Annotated in this window: 14 protein-coding genes; 10 read left to right on the top strand and 4 right to left on the bottom strand. The window is 64.0% G+C overall.

Going from position 1 to position 16,526, the window contains the following annotated elements:
- Window positions 1-97 precede the first annotated feature (97 nt).
- A complete protein-coding gene (locus METFAM1_RS0106530) occupies window positions 98-556 on the top strand; it encodes a Crp/Fnr family transcriptional regulator (RefSeq protein WP_020164161.1) in 459 nt (152 codons plus the stop codon).
- A gap of 38 nt (window positions 557-594) precedes the next feature.
- On the top strand, window positions 595-1,344 hold the full coding sequence (locus METFAM1_RS0106525; protein WP_019918800.1) for a sulfite exporter TauE/SafE family protein: 750 nt from the start codon (window positions 595-597) through the stop codon (window positions 1,342-1,344).
- Between the two features lie 318 nt (window positions 1,345-1,662).
- On the opposite strand, the gene METFAM1_RS0106520 is transcribed toward METFAM1_RS0106525, so the two are convergent.
- Genes METFAM1_RS0106520 through METFAM1_RS0106505 form a run of 4 tightly spaced genes read right to left on the bottom strand, consistent with a single transcriptional unit; the run spans window position 1,663 to window position 8,114 of the window.
- On the bottom strand, window positions 1,663-2,604 hold the full coding sequence (locus tag METFAM1_RS0106520) for a dimethyl sulfoxide reductase anchor subunit family protein (protein ID WP_019918799.1): 942 nt from the start codon (window positions 2,602-2,604) through the stop codon (window positions 1,663-1,665).
- A gap of 33 nt (window positions 2,605-2,637) precedes the next feature.
- Window positions 2,638-3,369 carry a 4Fe-4S dicluster domain-containing protein gene (locus METFAM1_RS0106515; RefSeq protein ID WP_019918798.1) on the bottom strand — a complete coding sequence of 244 codons (732 nt, stop codon included), beginning with the start codon at window positions 3,367-3,369 and terminating at the stop codon, window positions 2,638-2,640.
- 58 nt (window positions 3,370-3,427) lie between these two features.
- On the bottom strand, window positions 3,428-6,334 hold the full coding sequence (locus METFAM1_RS0106510; RefSeq protein WP_019918797.1) for a molybdopterin oxidoreductase family protein: 2,907 nt from the start codon (window positions 6,332-6,334) through the stop codon (window positions 3,428-3,430).
- Between the two features lie 46 nt (window positions 6,335-6,380).
- Window positions 6,381-8,114 carry a SulP family inorganic anion transporter gene (locus METFAM1_RS0106505; protein WP_157256736.1) on the bottom strand — a complete coding sequence of 578 codons (1,734 nt, stop codon included), beginning with the start codon at window positions 8,112-8,114 and terminating at the stop codon, window positions 6,381-6,383.
- A 547-nt stretch (window positions 8,115-8,661) separates the two neighbouring features.
- On the opposite strand from METFAM1_RS0106505, the gene METFAM1_RS0106500 reads away from it, so the two are divergent.
- The 8 genes from METFAM1_RS0106500 (at window position 8,662) to METFAM1_RS0106465 (ending at window position 16,519) form a co-directional block, all read left to right on the top strand.
- Window positions 8,662-9,867 (top strand): aromatic ring-hydroxylating oxygenase subunit alpha, encoded by a 1,206-nt coding sequence (locus METFAM1_RS0106500; RefSeq protein WP_019918795.1) that lies wholly within the window; start codon window positions 8,662-8,664, stop codon window positions 9,865-9,867.
- 35 nt (window positions 9,868-9,902) lie between these two features.
- A complete protein-coding gene (locus METFAM1_RS0106495; RefSeq protein ID WP_024300526.1) occupies window positions 9,903-10,364 on the top strand; it encodes an aromatic-ring-hydroxylating dioxygenase subunit beta in 462 nt (153 codons plus the stop codon).
- Window positions 10,365-10,383: 19 nt separating this feature from the next.
- A complete protein-coding gene (locus METFAM1_RS0106490; RefSeq protein WP_019918793.1) occupies window positions 10,384-11,424 on the top strand; it encodes a 2Fe-2S iron-sulfur cluster-binding protein in 1,041 nt (346 codons plus the stop codon).
- Between the two features lie 10 nt (window positions 11,425-11,434).
- A complete protein-coding gene (locus tag METFAM1_RS0106485) occupies window positions 11,435-12,160 on the top strand; it encodes a cyclic nucleotide-binding domain-containing protein (protein ID WP_081627194.1) in 726 nt (241 codons plus the stop codon).
- Window positions 12,161-12,283: 123 nt separating this feature from the next.
- Window positions 12,284-13,423 (top strand): ABC transporter substrate-binding protein, encoded by a 1,140-nt coding sequence (locus METFAM1_RS0106480; RefSeq protein ID WP_024300525.1) that lies wholly within the window; start codon window positions 12,284-12,286, stop codon window positions 13,421-13,423.
- 55 nt (window positions 13,424-13,478) lie between these two features.
- Window positions 13,479-14,831 carry an ABC transporter permease subunit gene (locus METFAM1_RS0106475; RefSeq protein WP_019918790.1) on the top strand — a complete coding sequence of 451 codons (1,353 nt, stop codon included), beginning with the start codon at window positions 13,479-13,481 and terminating at the stop codon, window positions 14,829-14,831.
- Entirely contained in the window at window positions 14,831-15,694 is an 864-nt protein-coding gene (locus METFAM1_RS0106470; RefSeq protein WP_019918789.1) for an ABC transporter ATP-binding protein, read from the top strand. Before METFAM1_RS0106475 ends, METFAM1_RS0106470 begins: the two co-directional genes overlap by 1 nt.
- A 3-nt stretch (window positions 15,695-15,697) precedes the next feature.
- Window positions 15,698-16,519, top strand: coding sequence for an ABC transporter permease (locus tag METFAM1_RS0106465; protein ID WP_019918788.1), 822 nt, complete (start codon window positions 15,698-15,700; stop codon window positions 16,517-16,519).
- Window positions 16,520-16,526 lie beyond the last annotated feature (7 nt).

Here is a 16,526-nt window from a genome sequence, read left to right as displayed (position 1 = left end):
GACGCATTTCGATGTTCGATAGCGCGTCCTGATGGCCGTCCGGACATGGTATGGATAGTGCATAGCACTGTACGGACAGGTTGAATGAGAGGTTGGCATGACCGGGGTTTCGAGTCCGCTGCACACGCCTTTCAGTGTTCTCAGGCAGGCGCCGTTCTTTACCGGGCTGAGTGATGCGCAGTTGCACGCCATCACGCTCATCGCGCGCCCCGAGGACTGGGCGCAGCACAGCCGGATCTACAACATCGGCGATCCGGTGAAGTCGCTCTACGTGCTGCTCGATGGCAAGGTCAGGTTCGCCATTGGCGTAGGCGGCAGGAATACCTCGGCGGGCGATGTGCTCGAGCGCGGACAGGTGTTCGGCTGGGCCGCGCTGGTACCGGAGGCGCAGGGGCGCATCGCCACCGCTTCCTGCGTGACCGACTGTCGCGTGCTGGCGATAGACGGCACGCGCCTTCTGATGCTGATGGATGCGGACCACACGATGGGCTACCGCATCATGAAACAACTCAATCTCCTGATCACGGGCACTTTCACTTCGTTCGCCGCGGGCTGAACGCCCAAGCGGCGCAAGGCTCGCATCGGGAGAGCATCATGGTGTTGTTGATGCTGATCGCACTCGTGGTCGGCACCTTGATCGGCGCGGTGGGCGTGGGCGGCATCCTGCTCATTCCGGCGCTCAACCTGATCGGCGGCCTGAGCATACAGTCGGCGATGGCCACCGCGCTGTTCACCTTCGTATTCACCGGCATCGTCGGCACCATCGCCTTCATGCGCCATGGCAGCATCGACCTGCGCATCACGGTGCCGGTATGCGCGGGCGCACTGATCAGCGGCTTCGCGGGAGCCTGGGTGAATGCGCTGCTCAATGCATCGTTGTTGATGCTGCTGCTCGCGCTGGTGGTCTGTCTGGCCGGCGTCTACACGCTGGCGACGCGCGGCCGGCCACGGCGCCCTGCGCTGCACGGTCACCCCGGCCTGCAGCGCGCCATGCTCTTCGGTCTCGGTGGTGTGGCCGGATTCGGCTCGGGGCTGACCGGTGTCGGTGGGCCGGCGCTGTCGGTACCGATGATGGTGCTCGCAGGCTTCGCACCCCTGACCACGATAGGAACCAGCCAGGTGATACAGATACTGGCCGGCGCGTCGGGCACGCTCGGCAATCTGCGCTTCGGCGTCATCGATTTCGGCCTCGCCGGCGCGCTGGTGCTGTTCGAACTGGCGGGTGTCATGATCGGCGCGCGCATCGTCCATGCCATCAACGCGCAGCGTCTGCGCTTCTGGGTCGGTGTCCTTTGCCTGGCGGTTGGTGGCGGGCTGCTGGTCAAAGCGGTCGGCGGCTACTAGAACGAGTGGGCGAGGCGCCCGCATCGCCTGCTTCTCCTGTCGGGACGGACCTCCGTGGAGACAACCCGGATCAGTTGCGAGCCCTGGGGGGCGCGCTTCGCGCCTGGACGAAGTGATGGTGCATCGCCGCTGTTGCGGTCGGCGTCTGTGCTGCCGGACGGTGAGCACTGACTGACGGCAAGGCGCGCTCTTTCAGCGCCGCGGGGATGCGGCGCTGAAACAGCTTCAATGCGGAATGCGTGCAGACCTTCGACAGCGCTTCGATGAGACCGCGGAACCGGATGTGACCGGTGGCGGGCCGCAGCCCGCCAATCGCTCTCAGGAGATGGTCTGGTAGTAAAGATTCTGCGGGTGGTTGGCCTGTGCGAAGAAGTACCAGCGCTCGGCCAGCAGACCGGTGTACTGGACTGCGAAGGCCAGCCACAGCAGGGGCGAGGACGTGGTCGCAGCGCCCGCAGCGAGCAGCAGCACCGGCAGCACGAAGGCAAGCAGCAGGAAGGTCCATTTCACCGAACGCAGGAACTGCAGCGTACGGTGGTGGAAGAACTCGCGGGTGTTGAAGGAGCCGCCCATCAGGCCCTGAGAGCGTTGCGCGATGCGCGGGTGGTGGATGCCGATTGCGGTCTGCAGCGACGAGCGAGGCCGCAGTCGTGCATTGCGCAGCAGTGACGCGCTGCGTGTGACCAGACCGAGCAGCGTCAGGGCGATGGCCAGCGACGTCATCATCGTCATCAGTTCCGCGGCGCTGAGTGCGGCGTAGGCGCTGGCCAGTGTCAGGCCGGAGGCGCAGCCCAGTACCAGATAGTTGACCACGGTGAGCGGGCTGGCCCATTCCTGCAGGAACTTCAGGCATGCGTAGATCATGCCGGTGCAGACGAAGAGCGCCAGCGCAAGCACTGCACCGATCGCGCCTGTCGCCAGGGTCAGGGGCCAGTCCATGGCATGGCTGAGCCCGTACAGTGCAGTCGTGGCCATGAAGGCCGGCAGCACGATGACTTCGCGGGACAGCCAGGAGGTACGCCACATCGCCGCACTGCGCCAGGCCCGTTCGGGCCGACCCAGATGGAAGAACGATGCGATCAACCCGGCGCCCGACAACGCAAGACTGATCAGTGCGCCAACGACGTAGAAGTCGTGCCCCGGCGTCGGCGCGGACAGGTTCAGCGCATGCGCGAGCTCACACCCGAAAAGTGCAAGGAAGAGGCCCTGAGCGGCGCCGGTGAGCGTCGTGAGCAGAATGACGGAGAAGGCGGGATTCATCGTGTCGTCCTGTTGAGTGAGGGAGGGGGCGGCTTACCAGCTTGCGGCGTCGTCCAGCGCCGGTGTGCTGGCGTCCGGCATCGGCTTCAGGCCATCCACTTTCAGCGGATTGTCGGTACGTACGATCTCGTCTGGCCGTATCGTCATTTCGGTTTTCCGCCGCGGCAGGTAGTGGTTGGACGGCTCGGTGCCCCATTCCGGCATCAGCTGGTAACCGCCGCGCTCGCGTATCGCCTTCGAGGCCGAAGAGTCCGGGTCGTGCACGTCGCCGAAGATGCGTGCGCTGGTCGGGCACGCCAGCACGCAGGCCGGTTTGCGATCGCGCTCGGGCAGCGCCTCGTTGTAGATGCGGTCCACGCACAGCGTGCACTTGGTCATCTCCTTGCGCTCCGGATCAAGCTCGCGGACGCCGTAAGGACAGGCCCATGAACAGTACTTGCAGCCGATGCACTTGTCGTAGTCGACCAGCACGATGCCGTCCTCGGCCCGCTTGTAGCTGGCGCCGGTCGGGCAGACCGGAACGCAGGGCGGGTCTTCGCAGTGCAGACACGATTTCGGGAAATGCACCGTTTCGGTATTCGGGTAGCTGCCGACCTCGAAGGTCTGAACCCGGTTGAAAAAGGTGCCGGTCGGGTCCTCGTCGTAGGGGTTGAGGTCGGCCAGCGAACCGGCCGTGCCCGATGTGTTCCACGACTTGCAGCTCGTCACGCAGGCCTGGCAGCCCACGCAGACGTTGAGATCGATCACGAGTGCCAGCTGGGTCATTGCATGTCTCCTGCACGCGGTCCGCATTCGCGGGCGAAGGGATGGATCGGATGGCGGCTCACGAGCGCTTCTTCCAGTTGCCGACGAAGTAGGTCAGGACGCCGGGGCGCTTCTTCGTCACGCCCGGCAAGGTTTTCATCGGCTCGAACTGCGGCCAGCTCTCCTTGGGCTCGTCGTCGCCGGCGCGATAGATGCGCACGCGCACGTCGTACCAGGCCGCCTGTCCGGTCACCGGATCGGAATTCGACATGCGCCGCGAACTGCCCTGCATCGGCAGTTCTTCGGAGATCAGGTGGTTCAGCAGGAAGCCCTTGCGCGCCTCGTTGGCCATCGGGCCGAGGTTCCACGCGTTGCTCGCCTTGCCGATCGCGTTCCAGGTCCATACGGTTCCGGCCTCGACCGCCTCGCTGTAGCGGCACATGCAGCGCACCTTGCCCCAGGGCGATTCCGCCCACATCCAGTCGCCGTCGCCGATGCCGGCGGCGCGTGCGGTGGCTGGATTCACGTGCAGGTAGTTGTGCGCGTGTATCTGCCGCAGCCAGGCGTTCTGCGAATCCCACGAGTGGTACATCGCCATCGGCCGCTGCGTCACCGCGTTCAGCGGGTAGCGCGTGGTGTCGGTGCTCTGCGATTCCAGCGGCGGGTAGTAGAAGGGCAGCGGGTCGAAGTACTTCTCGACGCGCTCGCGCAGTTCCGGCGGCGGCCGGCGACCCGGCCGTCGCCCTTGCGCGGCCAGCCGGAAGCGCTGCATCACGTCGGAGTACAGGTGGATCAGGATCGGGTCCGCGTCACGCCGCATGCGCACCCGCTGCGCCCACTCCATATAGCCCTTGTTCCAGTTGCGCATGTACTGATAGGACGCGGGCAGAACGTAATGGAAGACGCAGTTGTTCTTCGCATACATTTCCCACTGCTTCGGGTTCGGCTCGCCGCGTATGGCCTTCTGGCCGTCAACGCCGCGCCAGCCGGCAAGGAAGCCGATGCCCGATCCCGGCTCGGTTTCGTAGTTCACGATGAAGTCGGGGTAGTCGCGGAACTTGCGCGAGCCATCCGGCCGCACGAAGGCCGGCAGACCGAGCCGGCTGCCCAGTTCGATCAGCACTTCCTGGAAGGGCTTGCACTGCCCCTTGGGCTCCACCACCGGAATGCGCACCGAGTCGACCGGACCGTCGAACTCGGAGATCGGCCGGTCGAGTATCGACATCACGTCGTGCCGTTCCAGATAGGTGGTGTCGGGCAGGATGAGGTCGGCGAATCCCGTCATTTCCGACTGGAAGGCGTCGCAGACCACGATGAAGGGAATGCGGTACTCGCCGTCCTCACCCTTGTCGTTCAGCATCTGGCGCACTTCGCTGGTGTTCATGGTCGAGTTCCACGCCATGTTCGCCATGAAGATGAGCAGGGTGTCGATCGGATACGGGTCACCGCGCCATGCGTTGGTGATCACGTTGTGCATCAGGCCGTGCGCCGACAGCGGGTACTCCCACGAGAAGCCCTTGTCGATGCGCACCGGCCGCCCGTCGTCATCGACGCACAGATCGGCCGGGTCCGCCGGGAAGCCCAGCGGCATGCCGTCCAGCGGACTGTTGGGCTTGACCGCATGCGGGCCGCGCGGCGGCTTGGCGATCGGCGGAATAGCGCGCGGGAAGGGCGCCTTGTGGCGGAAGCCACCGGGGCGATCGATGGTCCCCAGCAGCGACATCAGGATGGCCAGCGCACGTATCGTGTGGAAGCCGTTCGAGTGAGCGGCCAGTCCGCGCATCGCGTGGAAGGACACCGGATTGCCGGTGACGTGGTCGTGTTCGACGCCCCACGAGTCGGTCCACGAGATCGGCAGGTGGATCTTCTGGTCACGGGCCGTCACGCCCATTTCGTGCGCCAGCCGGCGGATGGTGTCCGCCGGAACGCCGCAGATGCCCTCCGCCCATTCCGGCGTGTAGCTCTTGAGGCGATCGAGCAGCAGCTGGAACGCCGGTTTCACCGGTGTGCCGTCCGGCAGCGCATAGCAGCCGCGCAGGCGCGGATCGGCGCCCGGCGTGTGGGTCGGTACCAGCTTGTCGGTCAGGCGATCCCACCAGTACTTGTTGTGCGGGTAGTCCGGGTTCACCGGATCGCCCTCGGGGTCCATCGCGAACAGCCCGAAATCGTCGGCGTCGGGGTTCTGCATCACCAGCTGGCCGGCGTTGGTGTAACGCGCCAGGAACTCCCGGTCGTACAGCCCCTTGGCGATGATTTCGTGACACAGCGCCAGCAGCAGGGCGCCGTCGGTGCCGGGCTTGATCGGCACCCATTCGTCGGCGATCGCCGAATAGCCGGTACGCACCGGATTGATGGACACGAAGCGGCCGCCGTTGCGCTTGAATTTCGACAGCGCCACCTTCATCGGATTGGAGTGGTGGTCCTCCGCCGTGCCGATCATGATGAACAGCTTCGAGCGTTCGAGGTCGGGGCCGCCGAACTCCCAGAAGGAACCGCCTATCGTGTAGATCATGCCGGCCGCCATGTTGACCGAGCAGAAGCCGCCGTGCGCTGCGTAGTTCGGTGTACCGAACTGCTTGGCGAACATGCCGGTGAGCGCCTGCATCTGGTCGCGGCCGGTAAACAGCGCGAATTTTTTCGGGTCGGTTTCGCGCAGCTTCTTCAGGCGCTCGGCGAGCAGCGTGAAGACCTCTTCCCAGCTGATCTCGTCGAACTCGCCAGCGCCGCGCTCGGTACCGGGCCTGCGGATAAGGGGCTGGGTCAGTCGCGCCGGCGACTGCTGCTTCATGATGCCGGACGCGCCCTTGGCGCAGATGACACCCTGGTTCAGCGGATGGTCCGGATTACCGTCGATGTAGCGGACCTCGCCGTTACGCAGATGTACGCGGATGCCGCAACGACAGGCGCACATGTAACAGGTGGTCTTCTTGACATCCAGTTCCTCCACCGGCTCGGCATGCGGGTTCGACAGACGGACTGTGCTCATCGATGACTCCATGGTGGTGATTGACGTACTTGGCGCGTGGCAGCGGTCAGCGGGGGCTGCCATCGGGTAGCCATTCCTTGCATTGCCTGAAGATGCGGTTCCGGCAGTTCGCGCAGACCTGCGGATCGAAGTGCGGATAGAGCGTGCCGATCACGTCGTCGCCGATCGCGAAGAGCCTGTCCCGTCCGATGTCGTCGAGCTGGCCGCCGCGCTCGAGCGTGCTGCGCGCCTGCTCGTTCAGCCGATGGAAGTAGAGTCCGCCTCCGCGCGCGCGCCGCCGGCGTGCCTCCTCGGCGAGCAGGTCCGCACCGGATGCGTCGATGAAGTTGATACCGGGTGCCAGCACAAGTAGATGGCGCTGTTCCGGATGGACTTCCTCCAGCTGATGGAGATGGCGCTTCACGTGATCGATGGCACCGAAATACAGTTCGCCGTCGATGAACTCCATCTTCAGCTGCGGACAATCCGGCTCGTCGCGCTGCGGAACGAAGTGGTACTGACCCTCGCCGGGCGCCGGTACGGCGGCGCGTATGCCGGGTCGTGCGGTGCGCTCCAGGTAAAGCACCAGAGAGAGAATGACGCCGGCGTAGATTGCGAACTCGAGCTGGAACACGAGCGTGGAGGCCAGCGTTGCGAACAGCACTGCAGACTCGCGCCGGCTGGTGCGCATGACGGCCCGGATGTGCTTCACGTCGATCAGCGCGTAGGCGACCATGAACAGGATGGCCGCCATCGACGCGATCGGCAGGTAACGCGCCAAAGGCACGAAGAACAGCAAGGTCAGAACAAGGAAGCAGGCCGAGAACACCGACGACAGCGGCGTGACCGCGCCGGCCTCGTAGTTGATGCCGCTGCGTGTGAACGAGCCGCTCGACACGTAACCCGAGAAGAAACTTCCGGCCAGATTGGCCAGCCCCTGGCCGAAGAACTCCTGATTGCCATCAATGTGCTGGCCCGACTTGGCGCCCACGGCGCGCGCGATCGACAGCGCCTCGGTCAGCGACAGCAGGGTGACGGCGAGCGCTATCGCGCCGAGCTGGTGGAGCACCTCCATGGACAGCATTGGCGCGGAGAGCGGCGGCAGGCTGCGTGGAATCTCCGACACCGTCTCGATGCCTGCATCGTGGCCGAGCACCGCTTTCACGGCGAGCGCGTAAACGCTGCCGACGACCATGGCCACGATCATGTAGGGCACGCGGGGCAAGTGACGCTTGGTGAGTATCCCGGCTGCGAGCGTCATCGCGCCCACGCCCGCCACCTGCCAGTTGATGTCACCTGCTGCTGCCGCAAAGCGGGACAGCGTGCCGAAGAACTCCCCGCCTGAGCCGTAGTGCAGACCGAAGAAGTTCTTCAGCTGGCTCACCGCGATCAGCATGGCCGCGCCTGCCGTGAAGCCGATGACCACGCTGTGCGAGATGAAGTTGACCAGCATGCCCATGCGCGCGAAGGCGAGCGCGAGCTGCATCAGGCCGACCATGAAAGTGAGCGTCAGGACGTAGGCGATATAGGTCGCGCTGCCCGGCTCGGCCAGCGGGCTGATGGTCGAGAACACCACGATGGAAAGTGCCGCGGTCGGACCGGATACCAGATGCCTGGACGAGCCGAACAGTGCCGCAAAGATGACCGGAATGATTGCGGCGTAGAGACCGTACTCGGGTGGCATTCCGGCGATGTGGGCATAGGCCACCGCCTGTGGCAGCAGGATGATGGTTCCGCTCAGGCCTGCCATGGCATCGCTGCGCAGCGATGCCCGGTTGACCATCGGCCACCAGCGCCGCATCGGCAGCAATGACAGACCGGTTCTATACACGCGATTGGACAGTGGATTCAAGCGTCGGGCTTCCGTGATGAGAGTGCGCGCCGGCAGTTGAGTGAGGCGGTGAAGTGCGATGACTTGTCGGTGCGCATGGCCGACCCCTTACGCAAGTTCAGTGCCACGGCACGCGCGCGCAGGCGGCGCAAACGCCTGCGCGGCGCCGCATCAAGGCCGTACGGAAGGGATTGCGGAGCGGGCTGGCAGCCGATGCGTGTGGCAGCGCCACCCGCCGCTGCGCGCGGGCGCTGAGGGGATGTTTCCTGAGGAAACGTTGCGGTGTTTCACGAGGAAACCGCACACGCGGCCGGCACGCCGTCGAGGTCGCGCTGCCGCGCTCGAGGCGGGCGGCTGTGGTGTGCGCAGAAGGCTTGTGCAGCAACGGTTCTGGCGCAGTGGCCCGCTCGGCTTTCAGCGGCGGGCACGCCTTCTGCTAAGTCAGGTTATCGACGCATTACCGTCGATCCGAGCAGCTGTACGACATCACCTCGTTACGTACCGGAAAGGACCTCACATGTCTCGCAACGCAGTGGAGTGGAAGCAGACGCCGAGCTTCCCTGAATCTCACTATGTCGATACGCGCATCTATACCGAGGAAGACATCTTTCTCGACGAGCAGCGCAAGATCTTCAACAAGTGCTGGATCATTGCCTGCCACGAGTCGGAGATTCCGAACGCCTACGACTACCGCACGTTCAGCCATCCCGGCGGGCCGCCGCTCATCGTGATTCGCGGTGAGGACATGAAGGTGCGGACCTTCTACAACATCTGTCCGCATCGCGGCAACACGCTGCTTTACGAGCCGGTCGGAAACGCCAAGCGCATTACCTGCATCTTCCACGCGTGGTCGTTCAACGCGACAGGCGACTGCATCGACATCTCCCGCGGCAAGGAGGGCTATCAGGACCGCTTTGGCTGCAAGGATGCAGGGCTGCGCGAGGTGAAGACCGAACTGGGCTTCGGCGGCTTCGTGTGGGTGAACGTCGATGACGAGAGCTGCACCCTGAAGGAATACATCGGCGAGGCGATGGGCATGCTCGACGAGCATCTGGACCAGCCGCTCGAGGTGTTCCACTACCACAAGGCGATCGTGAATACGAACTACAAGCTGTGGCACGACACGAACAGCGAGTTCTATCACGACTACATGCATTACTTCAATCGCATCACCGGCATGATCCAGCCGGGCTACTTCGACCGGAAGTACACCGGCTATCCGAACGGACACGCGTCGGTGGGTTCGATGGCGATCAAGTACGACGCCTACGAGGGCAGCAAGGCGCGCGGCGTGGGCTGGCCTGGTCTGGCGCCGGGCGGCTGGGTGCTCATCGATATCTTCCCCGGCATGACCTACAACCTGCGCACCTCGGTGCTGCGCATGGACACCGCCATCCCGCTCGGCCCGAACAAGCTGCTGATCGAGTTCCGCGGGCTCGGACTCAAGAGCGATACGCCCGAGCAACGCGCCGAGCGCATCCGTGACCACAACATGATCTGGGGGCCGTTCGGCCGCAACCTGCACGAAGACCTGCTCGGCGTGCATGGCCAGGGGCTCGCGATGCGCGAGCGCACGGACAGCCGGTGGGTGATCCATGGGCGCGAGGAGAACATGACCATCCACGATGAAGGCGGGATGCGTCACTTCTATGCCGAGTGGAGCCGCCGCATGGGACGCAAGGCCTACGACCCGTACGGCGAACAGGCCGTTGCGGCGAAGTGACTCCTGATCAACCGAACCGATACGAGAGGGCAAGCGTGGATACCAGAACCGCCATTACCGAACTCATCCACAGATCCGGTCTGATCATGGACGAGCGGGATTTCAAGGGCTATCTCGACCTGTGTGCGCCGGATTACCAGTACCGGATCACCGCATACAGCCCCGAGATCCGCAAGGACATGACGTGGCTGGAGCATGACAAGGCCGGCATGAAGTCGCTGTTCGAGAACCTGCATCGGCACAACAGCGACAAGTCGCCGATCAGCCGTCACATCAATGTCTGCCTGGTCGACATCGATGAAGCGGCCGAAGAGGCCAGCGTCACCAGCACGATCGAGGTGTTCCGCACCACGCTCGATGGTGGCGAGACCGAACTGTTCGCGGTGGGCAAGCTGTACGACACGGTGACGCTGGGCCATGACGGCCCGGCGCTGCGCAGTCGGAACGTGCGCCTCGATACGCGGCTGCTCGGCTACGGCTATCACATTCCGTTCTGACCTCGGCCGGGGACACGACATGAAAATCCAGGTCAACGCACGAAACCGGACGCATCTGTTCGAAGCTTCACCGGGCGAGAAGATCCTGCACGGCGGTCTGGCGCGGGGCATCGCACTTCCCTACGAATGTGCCAGTGGAACCTGTGGGACCTGCAAGGCGAAGCGGGTGTCCGGCGACATCGATGACGCCTGGCCTGACGCGCCCGGACGCAAGAGCCTGAAGTCGGCGGACGAGTTCCTGATGTGTCAGTGCGTGGCCCGGACCGATGTCGTGGCCGAGGTACCCGCCTTCGTACAGATGATGGATACCGGCTCCTGCGTGCCCTGCGCAGGTACCGGGCGCATCGCCTCGACCGAGATGCTCACGCACGACGTGATGCTGATCGATGTCGAAACGGACGCACCGGTGGAATTCGACGCCGGCCAGTTCGTGCTGCTCGGTGTCGACGATGTCGAAGGCATGCGCGGGTGGTCGATGGTCAATTTTGATCGCCATGCGCGCACCTTGCGCTTCGTCGTCCGGCGCAAGCCGGACGGCGTGCTCTCCGACTGGCTGTTCGGCGGTGCGTCACGCGCCGGCACACGCGTTTCGCTGTTCGGGCCGCTGGGGCACGCAACCTTCTACCCCAGCCTCGGACGCGACCTGCTGTGCATCGCGGGCGGCAGCGGTATCGCCGGCGTCATGTCCATCCTCTCCCGCGCCGAACAGGACGAGTACTTCAGCCGCCACTCGGGCGATGTGTTCTTCGGCATCCGTACGTCGCGCGATGTGTACTTTCTCGACGAGTTCACGCGCCTGCGTCGTGTCTGTGGCGAGGGGCTTGCGGTCACCGTCGCGCTGAGCGACGAGGACCCACCGTCCTCCCTGGTCAGTGACTACCCGCTGATCCGCTTCGATCGCGGCTTCGTGCACGAGGTGGCGAAGCGGCACATGGTGGGCCGTCTGGGCAATGTCATTGCCTATCTCGCAGGGCCGCCTCCGGCGGTCGATGCCTCGATCCGGATGCTGCTGCTGTCGCGCGTCACCGCGGACAACATCCGGTACGACAAATTCAGCTAGGACCGCCGGTATGCAAAAACAGCGAATCTGCAGCGCGTCTGACGTCCCGGACAACGGGATGAAGAGCTACGACATCGAGGGCATGAAGATCCTCGTGGTGAATGCCGGCGAGTGCTTCCATGCATATCAGGGGCTGTGTCCGCACCAGGATGTGTGCCTCGACGAAGGTTACTTCGACGGCCAGTTGCTCACCTGTCACCAGCATTTGTGGCAGTGGGACATCCGGACCGGCGAAGCCGTCGGCCTGGCGGAGGCGCCGCTCGAAAAGTACGAGGTGGAGGTCAGCGAGGGCGAGATCTTCGTACTGCAATCGAGTGCGCTCAAGGCGGTGGACATGTTGAAGGACGTCTCCGCTGCGTCGCTCGAGCGCCTCGAAGCGCTGGCCCGACGCGAGCAGCTCTCCGCGGGCACGGTGATCTACGAGGTCGATGACCCGGCTGATGACCTCTACGTGCTCGAGTCAGGGCGCGTGGAATTCACGATAGGGCGCGACGACCGCACGCGGCTCGCGGGCTTCATGTTGCGCAAGGGTGAGGTGTTCGGCTGGGCGGCTCTGCTCGAACAGCATCCCCGCCGCATCGCCCGCGCGGTCTGCCACGAGGACTCGGTGCTGTTGCGGCTGAACGGCGAGGCCATGCTCGATGCGCTGGAGGCCGATCCGATCTCGGGGCTGATGGTGATGCGACGGCTGGCGACGCTGGTCGCGCGCCACACGACAGGACCTCAGAACAGTTAGTACCGGACCGGATAGACGGTCCCGAAGTATCCGTAAGGAACGGAGGCCAGGGTATGCAGATGCAGTGATGTGGCAGTGCGGAGACTTCGATGTCCATACCAACAATCAGGAGGAGAGTTTGCCATGGGTAATCTCAGGAATCGGGTATGCAGGATGGTGTCGACGCTGCTCGCAGCGGCGGCGTGCACGCTGACAGGTGGCGTCGCGCAGGCTGGCGACATCAACTTCGGCAAGGTCGGCGAACCGGTGAAGCTGGTGGTGGGCTACCAGCCTTACTACACGGAGTCGTGGTCGGGCGTCGTCATGCGCGGCAAGAAGTTCTACGAGAAATACCTGCCCAAGGGCTCGAAGGTCGACTTCGCGGTGGGCCTGCAGGGCGCGGTGGTCGTCAATGCGATGCTCGCAGGCAAGCAGCACATCGGCTACGTCGGCGACATGCCGGGCATCGTGTCGACGACCAAGCAGCAGGTCGCCGACATCCGCATCGTCGCGGCGCTCGGGCTCGGCAAGGACCAGTGCAACATCTTCCTCGCACGCAAGGACGCACCGAACTTCGCATCCTCCAAGGAAGCGCTGAAGTGGCTCAACGGCAAGAACGTAGCGGTGCCCAAAGGCAGTTGCACCGACCGTTTCGCCCAGGAGACCTTCAAGAAGGAGAGCATCACTCCGGGTGCCTATCTGAACCAGAACATCGAAGTCATCACCAGCGGCTTCCGTGCCGGCAAGCTGGATGCTGCGGTGGTCTGGGAACCGACCGCGTCGCGCCTGGTGCAGGAAGGCCTGGCAAAGCGCGTCGCGTCGGGAACGACAGTGGACGAGAGTGACGGCGGCTTTCTCACCATGCGTGAGGATCTGATTCGCACCCGTCCCGATGTCGTGAAGGCCTGGCTGAACGCGGAACTCGACGCCCAGCTCTTCCTTGCGGACCCCGCCAATGCGCAGGAAATCGCCCGCATGGCGATGGAACAGACCACCGGCTTCACCGAGCGGGCGCTCTGGTCGTCGATGTTCCTGCGCTATCCGGACAGCGCCGGCGGCGTCGATCAGCGCCTGCTGCTTCCCTTCACGATCACGCCTGAAGTGCAGGCACTCATCACCGATGCCACCGCCTTCCTGTTCGCCATCAAGAGCATCAACGTCGACAAGCTTCGCCCGGAAGCCGTGATGCCCGAATTCACCCAGGCTGTCCTCAAGGAGCGCGGACTGACCTCACCGATCGGTGCGGTCAAGGCGCTGCCGGAATCCGCTTACAAGGGTAACTGAGCTGAGGAACGCGTCCGCACGGGGCGGACGCGTCACACGTTGAATGCGAGGGAACATGGAACAAGTCGAACGCTTGCTTAAGCGGACCTTGCCCTTCCAGGTCGTGTCGCCGGAAACGCTGGACGGCATTGCCGAGATCTCGAGACATGAGGTCTTCAAGGCGGGTGAGGTCATCTACGGGGCTGGTCAGCCAGCTGAAGAGGTCTATGTACTGGTCTCTGGCCGGGTAGCGCACCGGATCGATCCGGAAATCAAGGCGCGTGTGCATGAGAAGGAACTGCAGGTCGGGGACGTCTTCGGCTGGGCGGCGATACTCGAGGGCGAGAAGGTGCGGCTTGCCGACGTCGCCTGCATCGAGGCGGCCGAAGTCCTGAAGATCGACGGCACCCGCCTGCTGGAGCTTCTGCGCAAGGACGTCAATTTCGGCGAGGCGGCGCTGAAGAGCTTTTCTCAGCTCATCAGCCAGCAGTACTACCTGCCGCCGTCGGTGTCCGGGCGCGTGCCCACCACGTTGTCCAAGGTGGGGGATACGCGCACACCCGCCTCGAATCAGGCGGAACCGCAGACGGCCTCGGCGTGGACGCTGACCATGTACCGCGCCGGAGAGTGGCTCAGGAGCCCCGATCCCTACCTGATGATGGTGGGTTTCGCGCTGATGCTGGGCTTCTGGTACCTGACGGTGGAAGTGCTGAAGCTGCCGCGCTTCGAGGATCTGCCCGGCCTGACTACGGTGGTGAAGGAGTGGTTCGCCGAGGATCCGGTCTATGGCATGTCCATCTACACCGCTGAGTACTACCAGCACATATGGGTGAGCATACGGCGCGTCGCCATTGCCTTCCTGCTGGCGACCGCGCTCGGCGTGCCGCTGGGTCTGTTCCTGGGCTGGTCGCGCAGCTTCCGCGAGTACGTGTTCCCGGTGTTCGAGCTGCTTCGCCCTATCCCCATCCTGGCATGGGTGCCGCTGGCAATCATCATGTTCTCGGGAAGCGAGACGCCAGTCATCTTCCTCACCTTCCTCGCGTCCTTCTTTGCGACCGCACTCAACACGATGCTGGGGGTGGAGTCGATCGACGAGTCCTACACGCGCGCCGCAGCCTGTCTCGGCGCGAATCGGTGGCAGGTGTTCAAGGAAGTGATCGTGCCGGGGTCCATGCCCTATGTGTTCACCGGACTGCAGATCTCGGTCGGCGTTGCGTGGTTCTCGCTGGTGGCCGGTGAGATGGTGTCCGGACAGTACGGACTGGGCTACGTGATCAACACGTCCTACACGATGGTCAGATACCCCACCATCATCATCGGCATGGTGACGCTCGGCATCGTCGGTTACACGACGAGTGCGATGGTCCGGGTTGCCGGCAACTACATGATGCAGTGGCGTCTGCGTGAAATGGCTCTGGGAGGTCGGTGATGAGTGCTGTGCTTGAGAAGGTACGTACGCAGGGCAACGAGGCGCGCTACGGGGCGATCCGGATCGACGACGTGGTCAAGATCTACGACCCCGAGGGGGCCGCGGTCATGGCGGTCGATCACTGCACGCTGGACATCAAGGCGGGCGAGATCTGCATGATCGTCGGACCATCCGGCTGCGGGAAGACGTCGCTGCTTAACGCGATTGCCGGCTTCCACGACATCACGTCGGGCGCCATCTACATGGATGGCGAGATGCTCTGCGGCCCTGGCAAGCCGAGGGCGGACCCGGGTGCCGACCGCATCGTGGTGTTCCAGAACGGCGCCCTGTTTCCGTGGAAGACGAATCTCGAGAACGTCGCCTTCGGCCCGATGATGCAGGGCAAGATGAGCAAGAAGGAGATCATCGAGAAGGCGCGCAGCATGATGGCCGATGCCGGCCTCAGCGGCACCGAGCACAACTACCCGGGCGAGGTTTCGTCGGGGCTGCGGCGGCGGGTCGAGATCGTGCGCGCGCTGATGAACGACCCCAAGGTGCTGCTGTTCGACGAGCCCTACCGGGCTCTCGATTCGCTGACCCGTTCGGTGATGCACGAGTCGCTGCTCGAGATCTACTACAAGAACAAGGTCACCATCTTCTTCATCACTCACGACCTGGAAGAGGCCATCTTCCTCGGCCACAAGCTGGTGATCATGACGACGCGGCCATGTCGCCCGAAGAAAGTGCTCGAGGTCGACATACCGCATCCGCGCGACTACAGCGTGCTCACCAGTCCGCGTTTCCGCGAACTGCTCGAGGAAACCTCGTCGGTCGTGCATGAAGAGGCGCGCAAATCCTTCGCCTCCGGCGAGAAGGAGGGCTGAACGATGAACATGAAGAAGATACGGCGTTCGCTGTTCAGCCGCACCACGCTGCGCGCCATCGTATCGATCACCGTCTTCCTGATTCTGTGGGAGGCGGGATCGCGGTCGAAGGAATGGGCCGGCTTCACCATGCCCTGGATCGGGCTGATACCGCCACCCACCAGCGTTGTGTCCGTGTGGTGGGATCTGCTGGGTGATAGCGGCTACTGGCAGAGCTGGTATCTGAGCCTGATGCGCGTACTGAGTGGCTTCGTCGCGGCAATGGTGATCGGCATACCGCTCGGTCTGCTGATGGCGGTCAGTCGAACCTTCAATTCGATCACCTTCCCGTCGTTCGAGATCCTGCGGCCGATTCCGCCGCTTGCCTGGGTCCCGGTCGCCATCATCTTCTGGCCGACCGAAGAGCTGTCGATTGCCTTCGTCACCTTCCTCGGCGCCTTCTTCACGGTGGTGATCAACGTGCTGGGTGGTGCGCGCTCGATCGACATGCGCTTCTACCAGTCAGCGCAGGCCATGGGCTCGTCGCAGTGGGACATCTTCAAGCGCATCGTGCTGCCGGCGACCGTGCCGTCCATCGTGGTGGGGTCGTCGGTGGGCATGGGCATCACCTGGAACGTGGTGGTGGCCGCCGAGATGATCTCCGGTGGTGGGGGTGGCGGTGGCTCGGGCGGCGGACTCGGGTTCTTCATCTGGAACTCCTATGTCGGTGGCTCCTATGAGCAGATCGTCATCGGAATGATCAGCATCGGCATCGCCGGCTATGCGTGCAGCGAGCTTCTGCGCGGTATCGGCGGCTTCTTCACACCCTGGCTCAGAACACGGTAAGGAGGCG

It is taken from the genome of Methyloversatilis discipulorum (genome assembly GCF_000527135.1).
GTDB lineage: Bacteria > Pseudomonadota > Gammaproteobacteria > Burkholderiales > Rhodocyclaceae > Methyloversatilis > Methyloversatilis discipulorum.
Note: the sequence above shows the minus strand (reverse complement) of the source record. Positions and strands in the feature narration are given on the sequence as shown.

Coding starts and splice junctions, on each gene's coding strand:
- METFAM1_RS0106470 (WP_019918789.1), top strand. CDS start 14,831: ATGAGTGCTGTGCTTGAGAAGGTACGTACGCAGGGCAACGAGGCGCGC.
- METFAM1_RS0106480 (WP_024300525.1), top strand. CDS start 12,284: ATGGGTAATCTCAGGAATCGGGTATGCAGGATGGTGTCGACGCTGCTC.
- METFAM1_RS0106530 (WP_020164161.1), top strand. CDS start 98: ATGACCGGGGTTTCGAGTCCGCTGCACACGCCTTTCAGTGTTCTCAGG.
- METFAM1_RS0106500 (WP_019918795.1), top strand. CDS start 8,662: ATGTCTCGCAACGCAGTGGAGTGGAAGCAGACGCCGAGCTTCCCTGAA.
- METFAM1_RS0106475 (WP_019918790.1), top strand. CDS start 13,479: ATGGAACAAGTCGAACGCTTGCTTAAGCGGACCTTGCCCTTCCAGGTC.
- METFAM1_RS0106505 (WP_157256736.1), bottom strand. CDS start 8,114: ATGCGGCGCTGGTGGCCGATGGTCAACCGGGCATCGCTGCGCAGCGAT.
- METFAM1_RS0106525 (WP_019918800.1), top strand. CDS start 595: ATGGTGTTGTTGATGCTGATCGCACTCGTGGTCGGCACCTTGATCGGC.
- METFAM1_RS0106490 (WP_019918793.1), top strand. CDS start 10,384: ATGAAAATCCAGGTCAACGCACGAAACCGGACGCATCTGTTCGAAGCT.
- METFAM1_RS0106465 (WP_019918788.1), top strand. CDS start 15,698: ATGAACATGAAGAAGATACGGCGTTCGCTGTTCAGCCGCACCACGCTG.
- METFAM1_RS0106485 (WP_081627194.1), top strand. CDS start 11,435: ATGCAAAAACAGCGAATCTGCAGCGCGTCTGACGTCCCGGACAACGGG.
- METFAM1_RS0106520 (WP_019918799.1), bottom strand. CDS start 2,604: ATGAATCCCGCCTTCTCCGTCATTCTGCTCACGACGCTCACCGGCGCC.
- METFAM1_RS0106515 (WP_019918798.1), bottom strand. CDS start 3,369: ATGACCCAGCTGGCACTCGTGATCGATCTCAACGTCTGCGTGGGCTGC.
- METFAM1_RS0106510 (WP_019918797.1), bottom strand. CDS start 6,334: ATGAGCACAGTCCGTCTGTCGAACCCGCATGCCGAGCCGGTGGAGGAA.